The sequence below is a fragment of the Bradyrhizobium vignae genome (genome assembly GCF_004114425.1).
GTDB classification, from domain to species: domain Bacteria; phylum Pseudomonadota; class Alphaproteobacteria; order Rhizobiales; family Xanthobacteraceae; genus Bradyrhizobium; species Bradyrhizobium vignae.
This window is the reverse complement of record NZ_RDQF01000014.1, coordinates 25,593-44,222: the sequence shown is the minus strand read 5'-3', so window position 1 is coordinate 44,222 and position 18,630 is coordinate 25,593. Positions and strand designations below refer to the sequence as shown.

Sequence of the window (18,630 nt, the reverse complement as noted above, 5' to 3'; positions counted from 1 at the left end):
CAAACCACTGGGCAATGACCGAACTGTCCCAGAACCTGATCTGCGAGCTGCACGATCCCCAAAAAAAGACCGAGCAAAGGCTGGAGTCCAGGAGGCTCGTCGGCCGATTCCAAACAGAATGCCAACCGACGTTCATGCTGTTCGAGTTCTACGAGCAGCTTATTGGGTTTCTGGCGCAACCCTGGTATGGGTGTCATCCTCCAAATTGCTCCTGTTGCCCACCGTCGTTGCCCCACGTGCGGTGATGGGAAGCACTGCACGATCACCACTGGTCGGCATGACAGCGTGATTGCCTAACAGGTCGCCAGGATCATTGATCGTGACCGCGAGGTTATTCCGGACTGAGCAGCCAAGGGTCGGGTTGAACGAATTCTCGTTCACCGTAGGACCGACGATGGAGAGCGAGGGGCAGACCGGAGGATGAGCTTCGAAAGTGATCGCTTCGATCCTCACCCCGGAACGAGCCGGCAGATCCACACGAGAAGCGGACAGGAGGATGTTGTAATTGGCAACACCCATGGCGCGAGCCTCGTCGGCGACCTGTGCGACGAGTCTGGGTGAGCCGATGACCCTCACATGGAGGGCATCCCGCCGGCCGCGACTGGTCGCTGCAATAAAGCTTCGCAGCCGATGCCGTTCGGGGCCACGAAGGCTCTGCAGGAACAGCACGCTACTCTTCTGCTCGACCTGGATCTCTTGGTCAGCCGGCGCGGGCTGGATCGAGGCCGTATTTGCGCAGCCACCCATTATTGCCGCAATAAAGATCGGGTAGCACAGATGTCGCAATGTCATTTGACGATCCTCATTCGACAATAAAGCCGGCGTTGCCGGTCAGTCCTGGCGCGCTGGCGCGAGGCGCATCGCGCTCTCGTGGCGGCCGGGCCACCGTGTTCGTCAAAATCCGCCCCGCGTCTGAGGGCGGCGAGATGCGGTCGCTTGGCGCACTCATCTTGTTCGGATTCGATGCGGGCCGCACGATGTAGGGCGTGACAATAATGACCAGTTCGGTTTCACGTTTTTGAAACGATGAGGAGCGAAAAAGTGCGCCCAGGATGGGCACATCACCAAGCCAGGGAAACTCGCCGATGTCAGTGTTGAAGTTGCGCCTGATGAGGCCGCCGATTGCAAAGCTCTGACCGCTGGCGAGCTCGACCACGGTGCTCGCCCGCCGAGTCGAGAGGGCAGGGACCGCCATGCCATTGATTTTGACTTCGCCTTCGCTCGACAGTTCGCTGACTTCGGGCTTCACCCGGACGTTGATCTGATTATTGTTGAGAACCGTCGGAACGAACTCGAGGCTCACGCCGAACTGGCGAAATTGGACCGAAACCTGCCGGTTATCCTGCATCACCGGAATGGGGAATTCGCCGCCGGCGAGGAAGCTTGCCGCTTCGCCGGACATCGCCGTCAGATTCGGCTCAGCCAGGATTGAGGCTAGGTGCTCGCTTGCGAGAGCGTCCAGAACAGCGCTCAAGTTGGTGTTGCCGGCGCTAAACCCAATCCCGATCGTGCCGCCGCCGCCGGCTGCGCCGGACCCTCCCCCTTTGCCGGTGACAAGGAAAGCGCCGTTTGGGCTCGAGGCGGTGAAGTTGATGTTGAGATCCTTGACCGCGCTGCGGGAGACCTCTGCCACCCGGACGCTGAGATTCACCTGTAATGAGCCGGCGACCTGGATCTTGTTGACTACCAGCGCGCCAGCCCCAAGAAACTGCTCAGTGACCTTCCTAGCGGTCTCGACGACCTCGGCATTAGGCGCCGTACCGCTAAGGATCGCACCGCGCGGGGTATAGCTGACCTGAATCGGATAGTCGCCGACCTCGGCCTTCAGCGCGGCCCGCAGATCCTCGATCGGCTGGGTGACGACAACACGCAGCTCGGCGAGAGCCTCTCCATTGTCGTTTAGCGCGAACAGGCTAGTCCGTCCCGACTTTTTGCCAAAGACGAAAATCGTGGTGTTCGAAGGCGCCTGATAATCCGCAATGGCCGGGTCGGCAATAAAAATGCTCGCAGCCGGTCCGGTCAGATGAACTGTCTTTCCCTGTGAGGAGGTAAGGTTGAGCGTGCCGGTGGTGCTGCCAGGCGCAGCACGTGGCGGTTCTCCTTTGCCCTCTCGCTTTGCCTGAGCTGCGGCAGCAAGCGGAAGTAGCAGAGCGACTGCGCACAGGGCGTAGCAGAGGCGGGGAAAAGCGGCAGAGTGCGAGCTGCTGGCGACCACCGACGGCTCATCGGCGGCGGCGTCATTGTTAACGACGTTCAAGGGATTGTTGCCTTCAAGTGAGACTGCTAGGCAGCCGATGCTGCGCCGATGAGTTCAAGGGTGTAGCCGACACCGCGCGCGGTCTTGATCCTGAGCGTTGCCCCGGCCTGGTTCAAATGCGCTCGTAAGCGGTAAATCCCGACCTCCAGCGCATTGGTCGAGACCTCGTCGTCAAATGCATACAAGCTTTCTTCGAGCGCTGTGCGGGGCACGGTACGGCCCGCGCGGTTGAGCAAATGTTCGAGAATGCACACTTCGCGGCGCGCAATTCTCAGTACTCGTCCACCGACGGAGACCTGTCTCGCGATCGGATCGAAATGCAGATTCCCGAATGTCACCACCGGCGCCGTCATCTGCGTTGATCGTCGCAAAATAGCTCGCATGCGAGCAATGAGTTCGTCGATAGACACTGGCTTTGGCAGAAAATCATCTGCGCCCGCATTGAAAATTGCAATCCGCCGGCTGAGATCATTGAGACTGCTCATCATCATAGCCGGCATTGATCGTCCCTCGCGCCGCAACTGCTTCAGCCAGTCCAATCCGTCTCCATCGGGCAAAACCGATTCGAGCAAGACCATGTGGTAGTTCGCGCAATCGAGCGCGGCCGACGCTTCATCCAGCGTGCGCGTCACGTCGACGACGAACCCACAATTTAAGAGCGTTTCCTTCACGGCGCGGCCAAAGTCCGCATGATCATCAACCAGGAGAATTCGCATTCATCGCCTCTCGTCCATCCTCGCCAGGACTTGAGCGTGTCACGCTTGACCATGAGAGTCGGCGGAACCCTGAGGCTGCCGCTTTGGCGTGAAATCGAAAAGCCGTAAACGACACGCAAGGGCTTGTTGGCAGGCGACCCATGTCTGCGCGTCCATCGTCATGGGATAGGTGGAGGCCTGCGGCGGATAGCTTGCGCGGGCGGCGCGGCTCACAATTTCCCTTACGCCGGCAAGAGCTCTGCAATCTCTGACGAGGCTGAGAGTCCTGGCCGCGCGCTGATGCATCTGTAGGCCGAGCATAGCGGTTCCTGCATGCGCTACGCGAGCGCCTGCAGTAGCGATAGCGCCAAACCGCCCGAGCGAAACGAAAGCGCAGGCGAGAGCGGCTGTATTTGGCGCCGAACAGACTTGCGAAACCGACATGGAAACTCCCTGATTCGTCTTGATCCGCGGTCAGTCCTGCAAGGCTGTTGAGCCCGTAGTGTCGTCACGTCACGACAACGCAAGTGTTCCGCGTTTGAGGACACTTCACCCGCTAAGCATCCGCCAATGGGCTGGAAAAGGCCGAGATGCGCGACGAGAGGATCAACACGCGCCCCATCGGCGGGATACACATCCTCTCGCTAACCGATGATAGCCAAGCAAGATGTCAACTGCCCCGAAGTTCGGTCGCTCCGGAGACGTTATCCGCCGCAGTCGAGCAAATGCTGCCAACGGAGGACAAATTGAGTCCGGCGTTGCCATCATGCATTGTCTGAGGTGGTTACGCCGGCTCCGTTTCGTCAGACGGGGTGAACGGCGAAAGAATGATCTAATCTCGAGCTTGGACTCGGCCTGTGGTCGGCATAGGCGAAAGAGCGATTGTCCGCGTTGTTCTCGCGCGCTGGATCCTGGTCTGGCTGCGAGGAGGGTGCGGCATCCTGCGCTCACAGAGCAGATGAACGACGCAAGCTTTGAAGGGGAGCAGTCGAGCACTGTGACGAGGCGGATCGGCCGAGCATTGAGGTGTTGAGACGTTCGCAAGTGTTGCTACCTGTCAGGAAGAATTCACGCGAGCGGATTCTGTCGCGAGACTGTCGGAAATCCTACAATCTGACGCTGGGTAAGATTCAAGTGCCCTTAAAGGCTCCTTGTAGCGTGCCCTCAAATTCGGAATCGTTGCGAGGCAAACGGCGACACAGTTCGGCCATGCCGTCGACCTGCGCGTGACGGTCGGTCTCGCTCTTTCCTACGTCGTGAGCATTTGTCCATCCAATTGAGAGTAGCGCCAGAAACCCCTTTGACCTGCGCGAAGAGCCAGTCGTTGTTATCAGGCTTTGCGCAAACCATGACGCCAGGATCGGGCGATCCGATCCGCCTCATACGTGGCAATTTAGCGGGAAGATCATGGCGAGGCGCGGGATGCGTCCACCCGACGACAGGAGCGTCGTGCGAGCAAAGTTGTGCGGCAAGGGACTGAGGAGAGAATCGATTGCCAGACGTCATCTTGAATGCGGCCTCCATACATTGCGATCGACTATGGGGCGTTTAGGTGTGCTCGGCAAAATCGATTGTTTTGATGGAACGCATCCAGGGGGCGGATCGGCCGTACTGCAACAGCGCCGCTTGCTGCGGACGAGTGAATAACTGATACGATCACGGCCGAAACACCTGTTGGTTGACCGCGCGGTTAATGTCAGGCCGATCTAGCTAAGGCGGGGAGCGTTCAGCGGCTTACCTCATCAAAGCCGCCCGTCAGCCGCGAGGGGCGGCTAACAAATTGATGCCGGGCGGTGTCACAACACATCCAAGATGCAAGGATGCTCCAACGAGAGGGCTGGGGAGAGAGGATGATCCGGCGTCCTCCCGACCGTCGGAGGCGCGTTCTTCGTCGCAGCCCTCAGCCGCTGTACCGGTCGATCGGCGAGTTGATCGTGCCATCGGTCACGCCGCCATTATGCTCAAGCTGTTATGCCTGAGGCGGAGCTGGTGTGCCGTTTTCTAGTTCCTTCTTGGGCTGTGTTTTGGTGCTTGACGCCTACGAACCCGCCAAACGGCGCAGTCGACAGACCATCTACTCATTACCCTCGCGCTTGTAGGGATTTGCCTCGCTAGCGGTCCGGTAGCCTTCCAAATTGCCACCCAGGAACAGGCGTTCGGTTTCTCGAGTTGGCGTTCTACCCAGTGAGCACATTAAATCAACGTCCCCATCGATGGTGTCCTGATCTTCGGCATTCATTCCAAGCGCAATGCTCCTCAGCACGTCGTCCGGCGTCCAGATAGTGGACTTCGGTACGGTGTAGGTGTGCAGCGCGTCCGCATTGTTGGCGATCGCTCTCGCCCAAGGATCGCGAGAGACGACGAGTTTTGTCGGATCCTCGACCAACGATACGAAGGGTGATGCTGTTGTCTTCCCGCGCATATGCCAACCAGCTTGGCGGGCTCGGTCCATGGGATACCGCTCCAGAGGATCTCCAACGGAAGAATGATCCCGAGCCGTGTTGCGGACATGAGATATTGCACTCGTGTTTTCTTCCGTGTGCGGCTTGCAATCACCGTCCTGGTTCTGAAAACGCCGCAGTGTGACATATGACGACCCCGCCACGTTGTCGAATACGCGATCTCGATCAATGGCAGGTTCGGTCGCCGACGACCAACGTGCTGCTTGCTGCTCGGCAAGTTCGATCTCGTTCCGAAGTGCTTCAAGAGTGGCACCTGCCAGTATTGCGGCAAGCTGAGCGCGCGCACTGACGAATGATGAGGCTGGATAGCGACTGGGTTCAGAAGCCGCCTCGTTTGGCGCAGACGAGGGCGGCGCGGCGGTCGCGGAATCTGCCGCTAACGAGACTGACTCCGAGGTTGAGTGGAGCAAATCCACATCGTCTAGAGCCAAGTCATTCAGCTGCTGCTCGAAGCTTGCTTGATCTTCTGAACTTGCCGGTGTGCTGGTTTGGGCGCTAAGCTCCTCCTGCTGTCGACCGACGTGGTGCGGCTGCTGAACCTCAAAGGAATTGTCTGCGGCATTCCGTGGATCAACATTCATCTCTCTCTCCCTTCGAAGTGCCGGCTGTCGGCGTGGATTGTTGCAGGTTCAGCTTTCCGGAAGCTGACGGACCATAAACGCCATTTAGCTTAAGCGCTGCCTTGTGGCTTCTGGCACTGCTGATTCGATTAGGTTCAGATCGGGGGCATCGACCGCCGCGAAGCGTTCGCTCCACCACCTCATTGCGGACGCCTCGCCTCGAGTAGACGGTCCTTGAGACTAAGAAGGACAAGCAAGCGGATGCGCCTGATCGAGTTATTCTTTCGTAGGTCGTCTGCTTGTGCAGATGTGACGGCTGCATTTTCTCGCTTAAAGGGCCTGCAGTTGGCGAGCGCGACCGCTCGCCGTTTTGTGTTCCAAACGGCCGACCATCAAACGAATCGTTCTAGTCGACGCCCGCGAGCCGAAGCCCCTAGAAAACCTGACCTACGAGGTTGTGACGTCGGAATAGCCGTCACAACGACTTGCGCCTGATTGCGGCAGGCTGTTCTTGTACAGGCGCGAGCGCGCTTGCTGAAAGAACGTCAAGCAATTTGCGAGCACGACATCTTGAAAAACGTAAGCTGTGGTACTTATCGAGGGAGAAGAGCATATGAAGATTACCGGCAAAGGACTGACGATCCTGTTGTCCTTGCTTTCGGTCGCGAGCGCTAGCGCTCTGGCGAGAGCCGATGAGCCCTCGCCGAAATACACCGAGGTGCTCAATGCCCTGCAGGCGGGGAAGAATGTGAAGCTCATACTGGACATGAGCCACTGTAACCCCGCGGAGGGCGGCAAACCTGCATCGGCGACGCAGGCCGGTCTGGCTATCAATGCATTCAGGGTGACGGTCCAGAACGGAATCAGCTTCTCCAATGCTCACCAAACGGTCGACAGCTCTGGACATGCGGTGACCGAGTACATCCGCCATAGCCTTAGCCGCGAAGGCAAGCTGACGGTGCGAGCCTCGAAGCTTCTTGTCGGAAGCACGGAGCTCGTGAACCAAGGCGAGTTCATCTGCGAACTACCTGATGGCGCAAAGTTCATCTGGTAAGCAAACAAGTACGGCACAGGGCTGGGATGGGCTGGGTAGCTTATTGCTGGTGGACGGCTTCACCAGCCGTGGCACGATAGCTTCGATCGTGGCACGACGGCCAGATAGTCTCTGGCCGTCTTCCGTCGCGGGGAAAGCTGTAAGACCTTGCGTCAGTTCGCCTCGAGCTGCTGACGAGGAGCCGTCGATCCTCATTGGATCTTAGTAGCGATCGGGAAGATCGCTCCGCGCAGCTAAACTCATATGATGCGGCGCGATGCTCGCCCAAGCTGCATGTGAGCACGCGCACCGGCTTCGTCGCCTGAAGCGGGGGCTGACGAGCTGCTGCAAAGGATGTGATCGGCGCGCGTTGCTGTTGAGATCACGCTCGAGAGGCCATCTTGGCGTTGTATTCGGAGCCCGGCCGTCGCTCCGCTGGTTCAGGAGAACGAAACATCCGGCATGCTTCGTGTTCGCTTGCGGAGCTTTATCACGGCGTGCCCGAGGTTAGCCAAATTGTGGCCGATGGAACAGAAGAACGCGGCCTCCGGGTAGGTTTTCGGCCGTGTACAACTGGCCGTAGATCAGGAAACCGGTCATCGGGACATGCTCGTTCGGCAGGAGATTAAGATTTTGAAGCATGTCGATCACGATAGGCGATGCCTCTTGTGGGCCGTGCCTCCAGTCGTCGCCGAACAGCTCTCCGAGTTCAGGCAGCTGCGGGAGTTGCTGATGGCCCGCAGCCATTGACGCAGACGGCAATGAAGGGTTCTGCGCCAGCCCCATATGAGCGCTCTCGGGCAATCCGAATAACGCGGGCGGATCAAATCCCGGTGCAAGAGTGCCGGGGATAGCTGAAGCAGCCGCTGGCCTCGTAGGTGGGGCGTCACCTGGCGAAGCGAGGCGAGGGTGATAAATGAGCTGGACGTCATTGAGTCCTTCCGGTCCCAACAAGGCCGTGTAGCGTTCACCGCCAATCTCGTAGTTCATGATCCGCTGTTCCGCATCAGGCAAGAAGTCCCACTTACCCAGGGTCGAAATCAGCATGTCAGGAGCCGCCTGGGTACCATGGGAAAACTCCTTGGGAACTGCGAACGACACGTCAAATGTGTCGCCCACAGGGGGAGAGCGAAGGTGGATAAGCTGAATGTCGTGCGGCCCTTCCGGTCCCAACACGGCCGTATAGCGTTCGCCACGAATGTCGTAGCTCTTCACCCGCTGTGCTGCATCCGGCAACAGACCCCAGCGGCCCAGTTTGGAACGCATCATGTCCGGCGCGGGCTGGGTGCCGTGGGAGAAGTCCTCGGGAACTGTCAAAGAAGCATCGAAGCTATCAGTGGCAGTGGGAGGGGCCTGCTCAAGCGCGGCCTGGGCCGCACCGGCTTCGCCCGTCATCCGCCGAGAATTTTTAGGTAGCGCGGGATTCTGCGGCTGAGGGCTGGAATGCCAAATTTCGGCATCGAAAAGCTCTTCCCGACCGACACTTGGAATGGGCGGGGGGGAGGCTGACCACGCGGACGACCAGGCCTCCTGGGCATCAAAACCGTCAGCAGGCACGCAATCGTGCGGTCCCGCAGCATTCAAAGAGCCTTCCTGCATTACACTTTGGACAGGTAAGCGAATTGCTGAACTCATTGGCTGCCCCCGCACCGGTGCATCGAAGTTCATGGCCGGCCGCGGACCATCCCGGTCAGCGGCATCGAAGAGCGCTTCCTGAGTGACACTTTGCATCGGCGAGTGCCCGCTTGAACTCGCCGTCGTCCAAAGCGCCGGTGCACGCAAGCTAGTGACTGGCGGCAAGCCCTCGCTATCCGCGGCATCGAAAAGCTTTTCTTGAGCGAAACTTTGGACGGGCGAGAGAGCGGATGAACGCATTTCCTGCCAGAGAACTGGAGCTTCGAAGTTGTGAGCTGGAAGGTTGCCCTCCGCCGCGTCGAAAAGCACATCCTGGGCTACACTTTGTGTGGGAGAATGAGCGGCTAACACGCCCCCTTGCCGCTGCGGAGCATCGAAACCGTCAGCCGGCAAGGCCCAATCCCGGTCCGCAGCGTCGTACAATGGCTGTTCATCGAAAACCCGTGCTAGCGAACCGGTCGCCGGCTGAATTATTGGATCGCGTGAGTTGTCTCCTTCTTCAAGAGAATTGATGTGTCCAATGATCTTACGATATTCACGTAGCCTATTCAGGGCGAAGATGACTTTCTTGTCATTCGGAAACATAGTGTTGGCATGGCCGAGCAGTGCATCATCACTGAGCTTGGCAATGGACAATGGTCGGAGCGCTGCCGCGAGCTTCCGAAGAGAGCTCGAATAATTTCCGATGGTTTTCGCGTCCATTTCTCGACCAAACCCTGCGCCCGCCGCCTCCCTGATCAGGCGGTCATCTTCCTTGCAAGGGCGGTAGTGTGTTGGAGCGGGCCGAGGGGCCGCATTGGGCTCGCGGTATCTTTCGATCATTAGCAATGCTGGGGCGATGATTTTGTCGTTTGGCAGCAGCTTCTTGGCGTAACCCAGCAACGTGTCGTTATCGAGGTCAGCCATTGATTTGCCCGACTGCTTCAGCGCTTCGGCCAATTTGCGAAGTCGACGATCATAAATACTGACGCTGGTAGGACCCGGCGGTGGCCCGCGCTCGAGGGCGGCGCCGGCCGCTGCTTGGATGAGGCGATCGTCTTCCTCAGTGACATCATAGAGGTCCCTATGGGGATATATCGGGCCGACCTGTCGCGCCTCTCCCAGATGCTGCTCAAATTCCGCTTGCTGCTGTTGCGGCTGTTGCACGGTGGATGCAGCGAAATTCTTGTCCGCTGGGTTGATATTGGTGAGTCGGTCCATGATCCCGTCCGTTGACATCGCTGTCTAGTTCCATCGCTACGAACGTTAGCTTTCCAAAACCTGACGTCACCCGAGAAACGAACTAGGGCGGGCTAGTGCCTTCTTCGAGCACGCTGCATCCTTCGATCGGTAAATTTGTCCTGGAGGGCATAAGAGCATCGGGCAACGCATCCTGCGGTCGTGGTTATCTCCAATCCGGCCACCAGGATTGGCTGCGCGTAAGTCTTGTAACACCATCGAGTATGCCGTCATTCTGTCTGCCCTTCAGATGCGGGAGCAGGTAGTCGCAAGAGAGGGAGCGCAGCATTCGGTATGCCGCGGATTGCCTTGCTGCTTGGGGGATTGCAAATCCAGCATCGGCTATTTGCCAAAATGCGCTAGACGAAGCGCGTGTCTCATCGCCAAGAATGCGCCGAGTTCGACAATCCGCTAGCGAAGGGGCCTGCTCTGTCGGCGCTTTCTACACGTTGATCGCCGCTTGGCGCCATGGCCGCCACAAACATCCCCGTTACGTCTCGACACACGCCAGATGCCGGGCTCGATGGCTCTTGCCAAGTTGCTCTGTGAAGAGGCGGGGTTCGGCTTGCGCCAAGCATTCGATTCCGGGACCGCATCGGCAATCCGTTTCAGGCGGCTGGGGGACGATCGCGGACATTGGGGTGCCCGCGGCTACATGCGTCCTGCCCAGCGGTGCTCGTATGCAGGCGCAGACCAATCCACTGACCGTATTGCGAGGCAGGTCACGCTTTCGCGTTTCATCGGTGCATCACTGGCGCCGCGGCCCCCGGCTAATATCACGACCGCTTCCGTTCCTGACTATGAAGTCTCGTCACCACCTCCTCGAATTTGGCCCTCCTTAAAGTGCATGCAGAGATCCGGACAACTGGGTACATAGTCGCCGACAAATGCTGGCCCGGCCTTTCCCAATCAGCCGGGCCTTATCTTACAAGGAGCATCGCGAATTTCGAGTGTTTCATCGCATTATTAGATAGTTTCCGAGTGCAAGCTTGCCGGCTGCGCTTATTTGCCAAAGTCGGCAGCTAAGCTGCTGATCAACATTGTCGCGCCGAATGTCTGATGTGTTCTCGAATGCATCAATTCATGTCGCTCGGTTCCGTGCCCATCCTCCAAATTGAAGCCGGTGCGATCGTAGGCATCGGTGTCATCCGTGAGCCTGATCGGCGACCAGCCTCTTGAACGAAGAGGATAGAGACTCGCGAGAGAAGAGGATGCCAAGTGAGGAGAGTAGATTGGAATACTCAACTATTGCGTTTGGCTGCTTTCAACCTCTACACATTCTTTCGCGACCCGCGCTCGCATCGGCGACGGAGTCCAGGCGTTTTGTGATCGCGAAGAGGCGTCCAAAATGCTTTCCAGAGAAGTGGCGGGGCATCTTGATGAGCTGTGCAGAGCCAATATGAAGGCACCCGTTTTGAAACAGCTCAGCGAGGAAATCGAGTTTAACGCACCTGTGCGCCAGTGGGCATGGTCGTGGTCGAAGGCCTCCTGCGCCTCGCCCCGCTGCGAGAAGGTGCCAAGAGGTAGCCAGGATGTCTTTGGTGATATCCCTCTCACACCAATGAGTGGCTTGTTGTTAGTCTCCTCAACATGTCTGTTCGCGGGCATTCAGGGCGGACCTTCGAGAAGGGGCAGGATGGTCGCCGAGACCGCTGGCGAAGGTCGGAGTTTCAAGATGTATCAAGTCGGCTAAGAGGCCGCTGCATTCGGGGGTGTGATGTCTTCGGTCAGTCCTATGCTCCATATCGGCCTAAATCTCCACGGTGCTGGCGGTCACTCTGCCGCGTGGCGCTGGCCGGGCACAAATCCAAGCGCGTTCTTTGATATCGAGCACTACGTCCGGGCTGCGAAGCTTGCGGAGCACGGTCTGCTGGATGCCGTATTCCTCGCCGATACCCCCGCGATCAATTCCGACATTACGCACCAGCCGCCGCTCAATGGGCTCGAACCTACGCTGGTTCTCACTGTGATTGCACGCGAAACGGAGCGGATTGGGCTGATCGCCACCGCATCGACAACCTACAATGAGCCATACAATCTCGCTCGGCGTTTCCAATCGCTCGATGTCATTAGCGGTGGCCGCGCCGCGTGGAACGCGGTCACGACGTCGAGCCCTGCGACGGTGGCGAACTTTGGCGGTCAGGAGGTCGCACGAGCGGATCGCTACCGACGCGCCGAGGACTTTGTTGAAACCGTCCGTGCTCTCTGGCTGAGCTGGAGTGGCGAGATGATCATCGCCGATCAGGCTGCGGGAGTTTACGCAGATCAGAGTCAATTCCGGCTGCTCGACCCTGATACGAATAGTTTTGGCATCCGAGGCCCACTTACACATCCCGCTTCGCCTCAAGGCCATCCAGTCATCGTTCAAGCGGGCGGCTCGGATCCCGGATTACGGCTTGGTGCCCGCAGTGCAGATGTCGTGTTTGCGGCAGCCGGAGACTTGACAACCGCGCTCCAGGAGGCCGAGCGCCTGCGTGCTCTCTCTCGTCAATTCGGCCGCCCTGCGGCTCCGCTCATCCTCCCAGGTCTTGTCACCTGCATCGGCGGAACCGAAGAAGAGGCGGCTCGTCGCAAAGAGCAACTTGACGAGTTGATCGATCTGGAGCGCGCCACCGCCGCTCTTGCACGAAGCATGGGAGTGGCGGTCGAGAAGCTCAGCCTCGAAAGGCCTATCCCGGAAGAGATCTTGCCCGATGCGGATACAGTTCCGTTTTCTGTGGGGCACCATCGCACGATCGAAACTCTGGCGCGTCAAGGCCGGACGGTTCGCGAGATCATCAGCAGCGTTCAAGCTTTTGGCCACCGCTTGGTCGTGGGCTCGCCCGAGCAGATCGCTCAGTCAATTGAGGCTTGGTTCCGCGCTGGCGCGGTCGATGGTTTCAACATCATTCCGGACGTGCTGGCCGATGGCACTGCGGCCTTTGTCGACCATGTCGTGCCCCTCCTCCAGAAGCGCGGTCTGTTTCGCACAGAGTATCGGGGAGAGACATTGCGCGAGCATTTGGGAATTCCCCTTCACATCGAACCGGAAAGAACGGCGAGTAGGTCGGCGGTCTGACACTGCATTCTCGCGTCCGCATTTATTGCCCTGGAGCTTGGATATGTCGTTATCGAATGCGCAATCATCGAGGCGTTTCACCTGCCAGTCGAACCATCGCGGAAGAAAAGTGGTGGCTGGCCTGTTCGTGCTCCAAAGCCTGTCACAGTTTGCGCCGAGCGGCCATGCACAAGAGGCGCCGGCCGGCAACGTCAAGCCAGGAGGCGTTATTCGTTACGGGCATTTTCAAGAGCCGCCGTGCCTGTTCGGAGGGTGGGTGCAGCAATGGTATCTGCAACGCCAGTACAGCGATAATCTGGTTGCCCGCAGCGAGAATGGCGAGATTGTGCCATGGTTGGCCGAGTCATGGACAATCTCCGACGACAAAAAGGTATACACATTTGAGATAAAGCCCAATGTGAAGTTCACGGATGGGACTCCTCTCGATGCGCAGGCCATCGCTGACAATATCAACGGATGGCTCAGCAACGACCCCGATCTTCGTAATCCGACTGCCGCTCCTTATCTTAGCGATAGCTTCGAATCGGCAAGGGCAATCGCTCCTCTGAGGTTGCAGATAAAATTGAAGGTGCCGTTCCAGCCCTTGCTGAACGTGTTCGCTCAATCCTCACAAGGCATCCTCTCTCCATCGGCCCTGAAACGTGGACTTGCGGTGAATTGCGAGAACCCTGTCGGTTCAGGTCCATTCATTGTTGACAAGTGGCGTCACGGGCAAGAAGTCACCTTTCGCCGCAATCCCGACTACAATTCAGCACCGGCCACCGCCAAACATCAGGGGCCGGCTTACGTTGACGGGATTAGCTGGAAGTTTCTGCCAGATCAGACTGTCCGATACGGCTCGCTGATCACGGGGGAGACCGATGCCATATACGACATCCCGGCTGTGGCATGGAAAGACGCAAATTCCCGCTTTCCAGTATTGCGGCACCTGACCGGCGGCACCCCCCTGCGCCTGGCGTTGTACACGGCCCGGCCTCCATTTGACGACGTGCTCGTCCGCAAGGCCTTTGCCTATTCTACTAACCGAAAGGCCGCGGTCGACACATCCTTCCTTGGCTCTTTGCCATTTGAAGGCAACGGCGCGCTAAGTCAGAGCTCGCCGGAATACCTGCATGAGCTCGGGCGCTCCTATGCGTACGATATTCGGAAAGCCAATCAGCTGCTTGATCAGGCGGGTTGGACTGAGCGTAATCCTAGCGGCGTTCGTGTGAAGAACGGCAACCCGCTTATCGTGCGCATTTCCTATTCGAACGCTTTTCTGAAGCCAGATGGCGAGCAAGCCTTGCAAGTTATCCAGCAGCAGGCAAGGGCGGCCGGTTTTGACGTACGTCTTCAGCCCACCAATCCCGCTGATTTCTTCGCCGGAAAAAACCTCGGACCCGATGATTATGAGGTCGTTCTCCTCTATTGGGTTGCCCCCGGCGCCGAGATATTCCGGATCTCGTGGAAACCGGACCAGAATGGCGAGTCCAATCGCTTCAATCCTTCACGCTACCAGGATCTGACGCTTTGGGACGTCATTCAAAAAGCGGAGCAGAATTTCAATGGGGCTGAACGTACGGACCTCTACCAGCAGGCGGAACGTAGGATCGTTGATGAGGCTCCCGTGATTGGCCTCACGGTGCTGGACGTAACTTTGGCGACCAAGCCGAACCTGAAAGACGTTTGGCTGGACCGCGGGTCAGTTGGAGAACCTGTCTTCTATGATGCTCATTTTGACGACAAGAAATGACGCCGTGAAGATAGTAGCCCATCGTCCCATTGTTTGGTTCGCGCGCCGAATACTGTCAGGCGTGGCCGTGGTCTGGGCTGCCGCAACGTTTGCGTTCCTGATTCAGTGTGTGCTGCCTGGAGATCGCGCCCAGATCATCATCAATGTGACGAGTGGCAACGTCGGGGCGGCGTCGTCGGCAGAGCTTGCAGCGATCAATGCTAAATACGGCTTTGATCAACCGCTCGCGGTTCAGTACGGCAAGTACATATTGCGAATCCTGCATGGAGACCTTGGCGAATCGTACCAGCAGCATCGGCCTGTCGCAGGGATCATCGCGGAACAGATTGGCCCCACGATTGTTCTGGCGATCGCCGGGCTGCTGATCGCATGGATTATCGCAATCCTGACAACCTTGTTCATCGCCGGCAGAGACAACATATGGTCGAAGCTGCTCAATGACATGCAAGTCTTTTTGGCAACTGTGCCGCCTTACTGGCTAGCCACAATTCTGCTGGTTGTCTTTGCGGTAAAGCTGCGCATTTTTCCGGTCATCGGTGGAAATTCGCCGATCGGGCTCGTTCTGCCGACACTTGCGTTGGCCCTTGAACTGTCTGGCTTTTTCGGACAAGTCGTTCAGAACGAGTTCACGCGCGTGCTCGAGCAGCCGTTCGTTACGTCGGCGCGCGCCCGAGGTATGAGCGATTTCGGCGTCAGGCTTCGCCATGTCCTCCGCCACGCTGCATTGCCCGGCATTACTTTATCAGGTTGGGCGCTCGGCAAACTTCTTTCGGGCGCGATTTTGATCGAGGTGGTTTTCGCCCGTCAAGGCCTGGGTGGAGTCCTTGTCGCTGCAACGTCCTCGAGAGATGTTCCGATTGTCTCGGGAGCTGTTTTGATCTCTGCGGGCCTATTCGCTGTGGTCAGTGTGATTGTCGATCTGACTTACCGGGTGGTCGATCCGAGGATCAAGTTGAGATGAGCATGTTCGCCGAAGTCACCGTGTCTCGGCCGTTCAAAGAAGTCCTGGCAATCGTCCGCCATGTTCCCTTCCGAGTTGCCGTCTGTCTCATCATCATTGGCCTCTTTGCCCTCGCGGCTATGGCGCCAAAGGTGCTGCAGACGCACGATCCGCTCGCTATTGATTTGAGATCGTCATTGCAGTCTCCGTCGATCGCCCATTGGTTCGGAACTGATCAACTGGGTCGAGATCTTTACTCTCGAGTAGTCGAGGGGGCAGCCCAATCCCTGGCCATCGGACTTGGTGCGACGGCGCTGAGCATGTCCATTGCGATGGTTTTCGGCGCCGCCGCCGCACTTTCTGGTGGCGTATTCGACAGCATCCTCAGCCGGATTGTCGACGTGCTTTTCGCAATTCCCACGCTCTTGCTCGCCCTCGTGTTTGTGAGCGTTTTTGGGCCATCTGTATTGACTGAAGTCATAGCTGTCGGAATCGGCACAGCGCCAGGCTATGCGCGCATGATCAGAGGCCAGATGCTCTCCATCAAGGGGGCAGGGTATGTGGAGGCCGCCAAGGTGCAGGGCCATCCATTTCCCCGTATCGTGTGGAGGCATATTTTTCCGAACGCCATGAACCCGCTAACAGCAATGATGACGATCGGCGTGGGGCAGGCGATTATCTGGGCCTCCGGTCTTGCCTTTCTAGGTCTTGGCGTCGCTCCCCCGGCCCCTGAATGGGGCGCGTTGCTCAATGCCGGGCGGAATTATGTGATCTACGCCTGGTGGCTGGAGATCATACCCGGTCTGGCCGTGACGGCCTTTGCCCTCAGCGTCACCATCGTCGGGCGCCATCTACAGGACCGTCTGGAAGGAAAAAGGTGAATGTTGCAGCTTCGTCCCAAGCCTATCTCGCAGCAGGCAGACCTCCTCACGGTCGATTCGCTGCGTGTTTCCTTCGGGCGCGGCATCGACGAGAAAACGGTTGTGCGTAGTATATCCTTCTCCCTCCGACCAGGACAGTGTCTTGCGATTGTCGGTGAATCCGGCTCGGGCAAGAGCGTGACTGCGCGGGCTCTCATAGGCCTCGCTGGTCGCCACGCCAATGTCCATGCGCGCCAGCTAAGCTTGGACGGGACGGACCTGATGGGACTTAGCGATCGTGCCTGGCGGCGCATCCGCGGCAACGAGATTGGCTTTGTATTACAGGATGCACTCGTCTCGCTTGACCCGCTTCGCCGGATCGGCAAAGAGATTGGTGAAGGCCTGCGCCTCCACCGTGCGGTATCATCACGCGAGGAGCTCGCGCAGCGCGTCATTGCTCTCCTTAAGCTTGTCGGTGTCCCTGACCCCGAGACCAAGGCTGAGCAGCTGCCGCATCAATTGTCCGGCGGCCAGCGTCAACGGGCTCTCATCGCTTCGGCACTTGCGCTCGATCCGCGCATCCTGATCGCCGACGAGCCAACGACCGCTCTCGATGTGACAGCGCAAGCTCATGTGCTGTCACTCCTTGAGGAGACCAAAACGAGGGGCAAGGGTCTGATCCTGATCAGTCACGATCTGGCAGTGGTCTCCCGCGTGGCGGATGAGATCCTCGTCATGCGAGGAGGCGAGGTCGTCGAACGTGGTAACCCCGTCCAAATATTCAGAGATCCGGGGCACCCCTATACTAAGCAGCTGCTGGACGCTGTGCCATCAGGCCGGCCGCGCGGCTCACGCCTCTCACCATCGACCATTGTGCGTTCGCCTGCCCGGCAGACGCAGCCAGCCGTGCAATCGCCGCCGAACTCTCGTCCCATCCTGCTCGAAGCGACAAGTCTGGTGAAGCGCTTTAAGGGCCCGGATGGCACTTTACGGCCGGCTGTGGACGGCGTCTCCTTCGAACTGCGATCCGGCGAGACTTTGGGCGTCGTGGGTGAGTCCGGATCAGGAAAGTCAACGATGGCGCGCATGGTCCTGGCGCTCGACGAGCCTGACGAGGGAGCCGTTCGGTTTGCAGGCCGGCCTTGGACCACGCTCGCCGAGCGCGAACGGCGGGCTCGGCGGCGGTTGATATCGCTCATTTACCAGGATCCTCTTAGCTCGTTTGATCCACGTTGGACGGTCGAACGCATCATATCCGACAGCCTTTCGAGCGACGTTGAGACACCGCGCAAGCGGCAGGAGCGCGTTATCGAGCTGCTCGACATGGTCGGACTATCCCAGGCCTTACTGGACCGACGACCGCTCGAGCTCTCGGGTGGTCAGCGCCAGCGCGTTGCGATCGCCCGCGCGATCGCACCAAATCCGGCTGTAATCGTCTGCGATGAGCCGGTTTCGGCGCTCGACGTCTCGATCCAGGCCCAGGTCTTGGACCTGCTCGGTTATCTGAAGGACCACCTCGGCGTAAGTTATCTCTTCATCTCGCATGATCTCAGTGTTGTTCGTCACATCAGCGATCGCATCATGGTTATGCGCCGGGGGAGCATCGTCGATAGTGGCGCCACTGACGAGATATTTCGCAATCCACAGTCTGAATATACCAAGAGCCTCATCGCCGCCATGCCGCAACTTGTGCGGGACCACCAGATAGGTCATTCAGCTACGATCCTGGAAGAAGGCATCGCATGAATTCCTTCCGAATTCGATCCGCATCATAAAGTTGTCTATGTCCGATCGCGGGGGCATTCGCCTGTGCGCGCCGATTTGGTCACGATTGCGCGCTCGTTCATCGCTCGTCGAGGACAATCTGTGGCACGGGTTAACACTAGAGGGACCGGCCGGCGCGCGGAGCAGGGCGAGCCGAGTTCGAACATTCGCTAGCCGTGAGGTCGGGGAGGTCCGCAAATGTCGGATTGCAAGTCATCGATTGCGTGCCCGCACGGAGGCCCGGCTCCTGTGCTCCTACAGACGAGCTCGCAATCTTGGCTTTGACGATAGCGTTGCGATCATGGTGCGGTCCCTGACAACGAGAGCGTGTTTGTCAGGTTCAAAACATTCGGCGTCAGTATCGATTTCATGGCGCCTATTCAGCCCTTAATTGCGACTGATGCGGCTGGCACGGT

At 58.4% G+C, this 18,630-nt stretch carries 11 protein-coding genes; 6 read left to right on the top strand and 5 right to left on the bottom strand.

The genetic code is table 11. From position 1 onward, the window contains the following. Positions 1 to 159: 159 nt before the first annotated feature. The 4 genes from EAV90_RS14295 to EAV90_RS14275 form a co-directional block, all read right to left on the bottom strand. Positions 160 to 792 carry a CpaD family pilus assembly lipoprotein gene (locus EAV90_RS14295; RefSeq protein ID WP_129143712.1) on the bottom strand — a complete coding sequence of 211 codons (633 nt, stop codon included), beginning with the start codon at positions 790 to 792 and terminating at the stop codon, positions 160 to 162. A gap of 10 nt (positions 793 to 802) precedes the next feature. Beyond that, a complete protein-coding gene (locus tag EAV90_RS14290) occupies positions 803 to 2,257 on the bottom strand; it encodes a type II and III secretion system protein family protein (protein ID WP_164936934.1) in 1,455 nt (484 codons plus the stop codon). Positions 2,258 to 2,283: 26 nt separating this feature from the next. After that, positions 2,284 to 2,973: a response regulator gene (locus EAV90_RS14285; protein WP_129143711.1), complete on the bottom strand. Its 690-nt coding sequence runs from the start codon at positions 2,971 to 2,973 to the stop codon at positions 2,284 to 2,286. A gap of 2,053 nt (positions 2,974 to 5,026) precedes the next feature. Then, positions 5,027 to 5,995, bottom strand: coding sequence for a hypothetical protein (locus EAV90_RS14275; protein WP_164936933.1), 969 nt, complete (start codon positions 5,993 to 5,995; stop codon positions 5,027 to 5,029). A 592-nt stretch (positions 5,996 to 6,587) separates the two neighbouring features. Here EAV90_RS14275 and EAV90_RS14270 point away from each other — a divergent pair. After that, positions 6,588 to 7,028, top strand: coding sequence for a VirK family protein (locus EAV90_RS14270; protein WP_129143710.1), 441 nt, complete (start codon positions 6,588 to 6,590; stop codon positions 7,026 to 7,028). 486 nt (positions 7,029 to 7,514) lie between these two features. On the opposite strand, the gene EAV90_RS14265 is transcribed toward EAV90_RS14270, so the two are convergent. Next, positions 7,515 to 9,842 carry a hypothetical protein gene (locus EAV90_RS14265; RefSeq protein WP_129143709.1) on the bottom strand — a complete coding sequence of 776 codons (2,328 nt, stop codon included), beginning with the start codon at positions 9,840 to 9,842 and terminating at the stop codon, positions 7,515 to 7,517. Positions 9,843 to 11,577: 1,735 nt separating this feature from the next. On the opposite strand from EAV90_RS14265, the gene EAV90_RS14260 reads away from it, so the two are divergent. The 5 genes from EAV90_RS14260 to EAV90_RS14240 are packed head-to-tail and all read left to right on the top strand — an operon-like array spanning position 11,578 to position 18,196. Then, positions 11,578 to 12,918, top strand: coding sequence for an NtaA/DmoA family FMN-dependent monooxygenase (locus tag EAV90_RS14260; RefSeq protein ID WP_129143708.1), 1,341 nt, complete (start codon positions 11,578 to 11,580; stop codon positions 12,916 to 12,918). A gap of 43 nt (positions 12,919 to 12,961) precedes the next feature. Next, positions 12,962 to 14,650, top strand: coding sequence for an ABC transporter substrate-binding protein (locus EAV90_RS14255; protein WP_245509512.1), 1,689 nt, complete (start codon positions 12,962 to 12,964; stop codon positions 14,648 to 14,650). Continuing rightward, positions 14,622 to 15,611: an ABC transporter permease gene (locus tag EAV90_RS14250; RefSeq protein WP_129143706.1), complete on the top strand. Its 990-nt coding sequence runs from the start codon at positions 14,622 to 14,624 to the stop codon at positions 15,609 to 15,611. Before EAV90_RS14255 ends, EAV90_RS14250 begins: the two co-directional genes overlap by 29 nt. Next, the gene (locus EAV90_RS14245) at positions 15,608 to 16,471 is read left to right on the top strand and encodes an ABC transporter permease (RefSeq protein ID WP_129143705.1); all 864 of its coding nucleotides are present in this window, start codon (positions 15,608 to 15,610) and stop codon (positions 16,469 to 16,471) included. The genes EAV90_RS14250 and EAV90_RS14245 overlap by 4 nt, the downstream gene beginning before the upstream one ends. Next, on the top strand, positions 16,472 to 18,196 hold the full coding sequence (locus EAV90_RS14240; protein WP_129143704.1) for a dipeptide ABC transporter ATP-binding protein: 1,725 nt from the start codon (positions 16,472 to 16,474) through the stop codon (positions 18,194 to 18,196). Positions 18,197 to 18,630: the final 434 nt, after the last annotated feature.

Coding starts and splice junctions, on each gene's coding strand:
- EAV90_RS14255 (WP_245509512.1), top strand. CDS start 12,962: ATGTCGTTATCGAATGCGCAATCATCGAGGCGTTTCACCTGCCAGTCG.
- EAV90_RS14250 (WP_129143706.1), top strand. CDS start 14,622: ATGATGCTCATTTTGACGACAAGAAATGACGCCGTGAAGATAGTAGCC.
- EAV90_RS14270 (WP_129143710.1), top strand. CDS start 6,588: ATGAAGATTACCGGCAAAGGACTGACGATCCTGTTGTCCTTGCTTTCG.
- EAV90_RS14295 (WP_129143712.1), bottom strand. CDS start 792: ATGACATTGCGACATCTGTGCTACCCGATCTTTATTGCGGCAATAATG.
- EAV90_RS14275 (WP_164936933.1), bottom strand. CDS start 5,995: ATGAATGTTGATCCACGGAATGCCGCAGACAATTCCTTTGAGGTTCAG.
- EAV90_RS14265 (WP_129143709.1), bottom strand. CDS start 9,842: ATGGACCGACTCACCAATATCAACCCAGCGGACAAGAATTTCGCTGCA.
- EAV90_RS14260 (WP_129143708.1), top strand. CDS start 11,578: ATGTCTTCGGTCAGTCCTATGCTCCATATCGGCCTAAATCTCCACGGT.
- EAV90_RS14240 (WP_129143704.1), top strand. CDS start 16,472: ATGTTGCAGCTTCGTCCCAAGCCTATCTCGCAGCAGGCAGACCTCCTC.
- EAV90_RS14245 (WP_129143705.1), top strand. CDS start 15,608: ATGAGCATGTTCGCCGAAGTCACCGTGTCTCGGCCGTTCAAAGAAGTC.
- EAV90_RS14285 (WP_129143711.1), bottom strand. CDS start 2,973: ATGCGAATTCTCCTGGTTGATGATCATGCGGACTTTGGCCGCGCCGTG.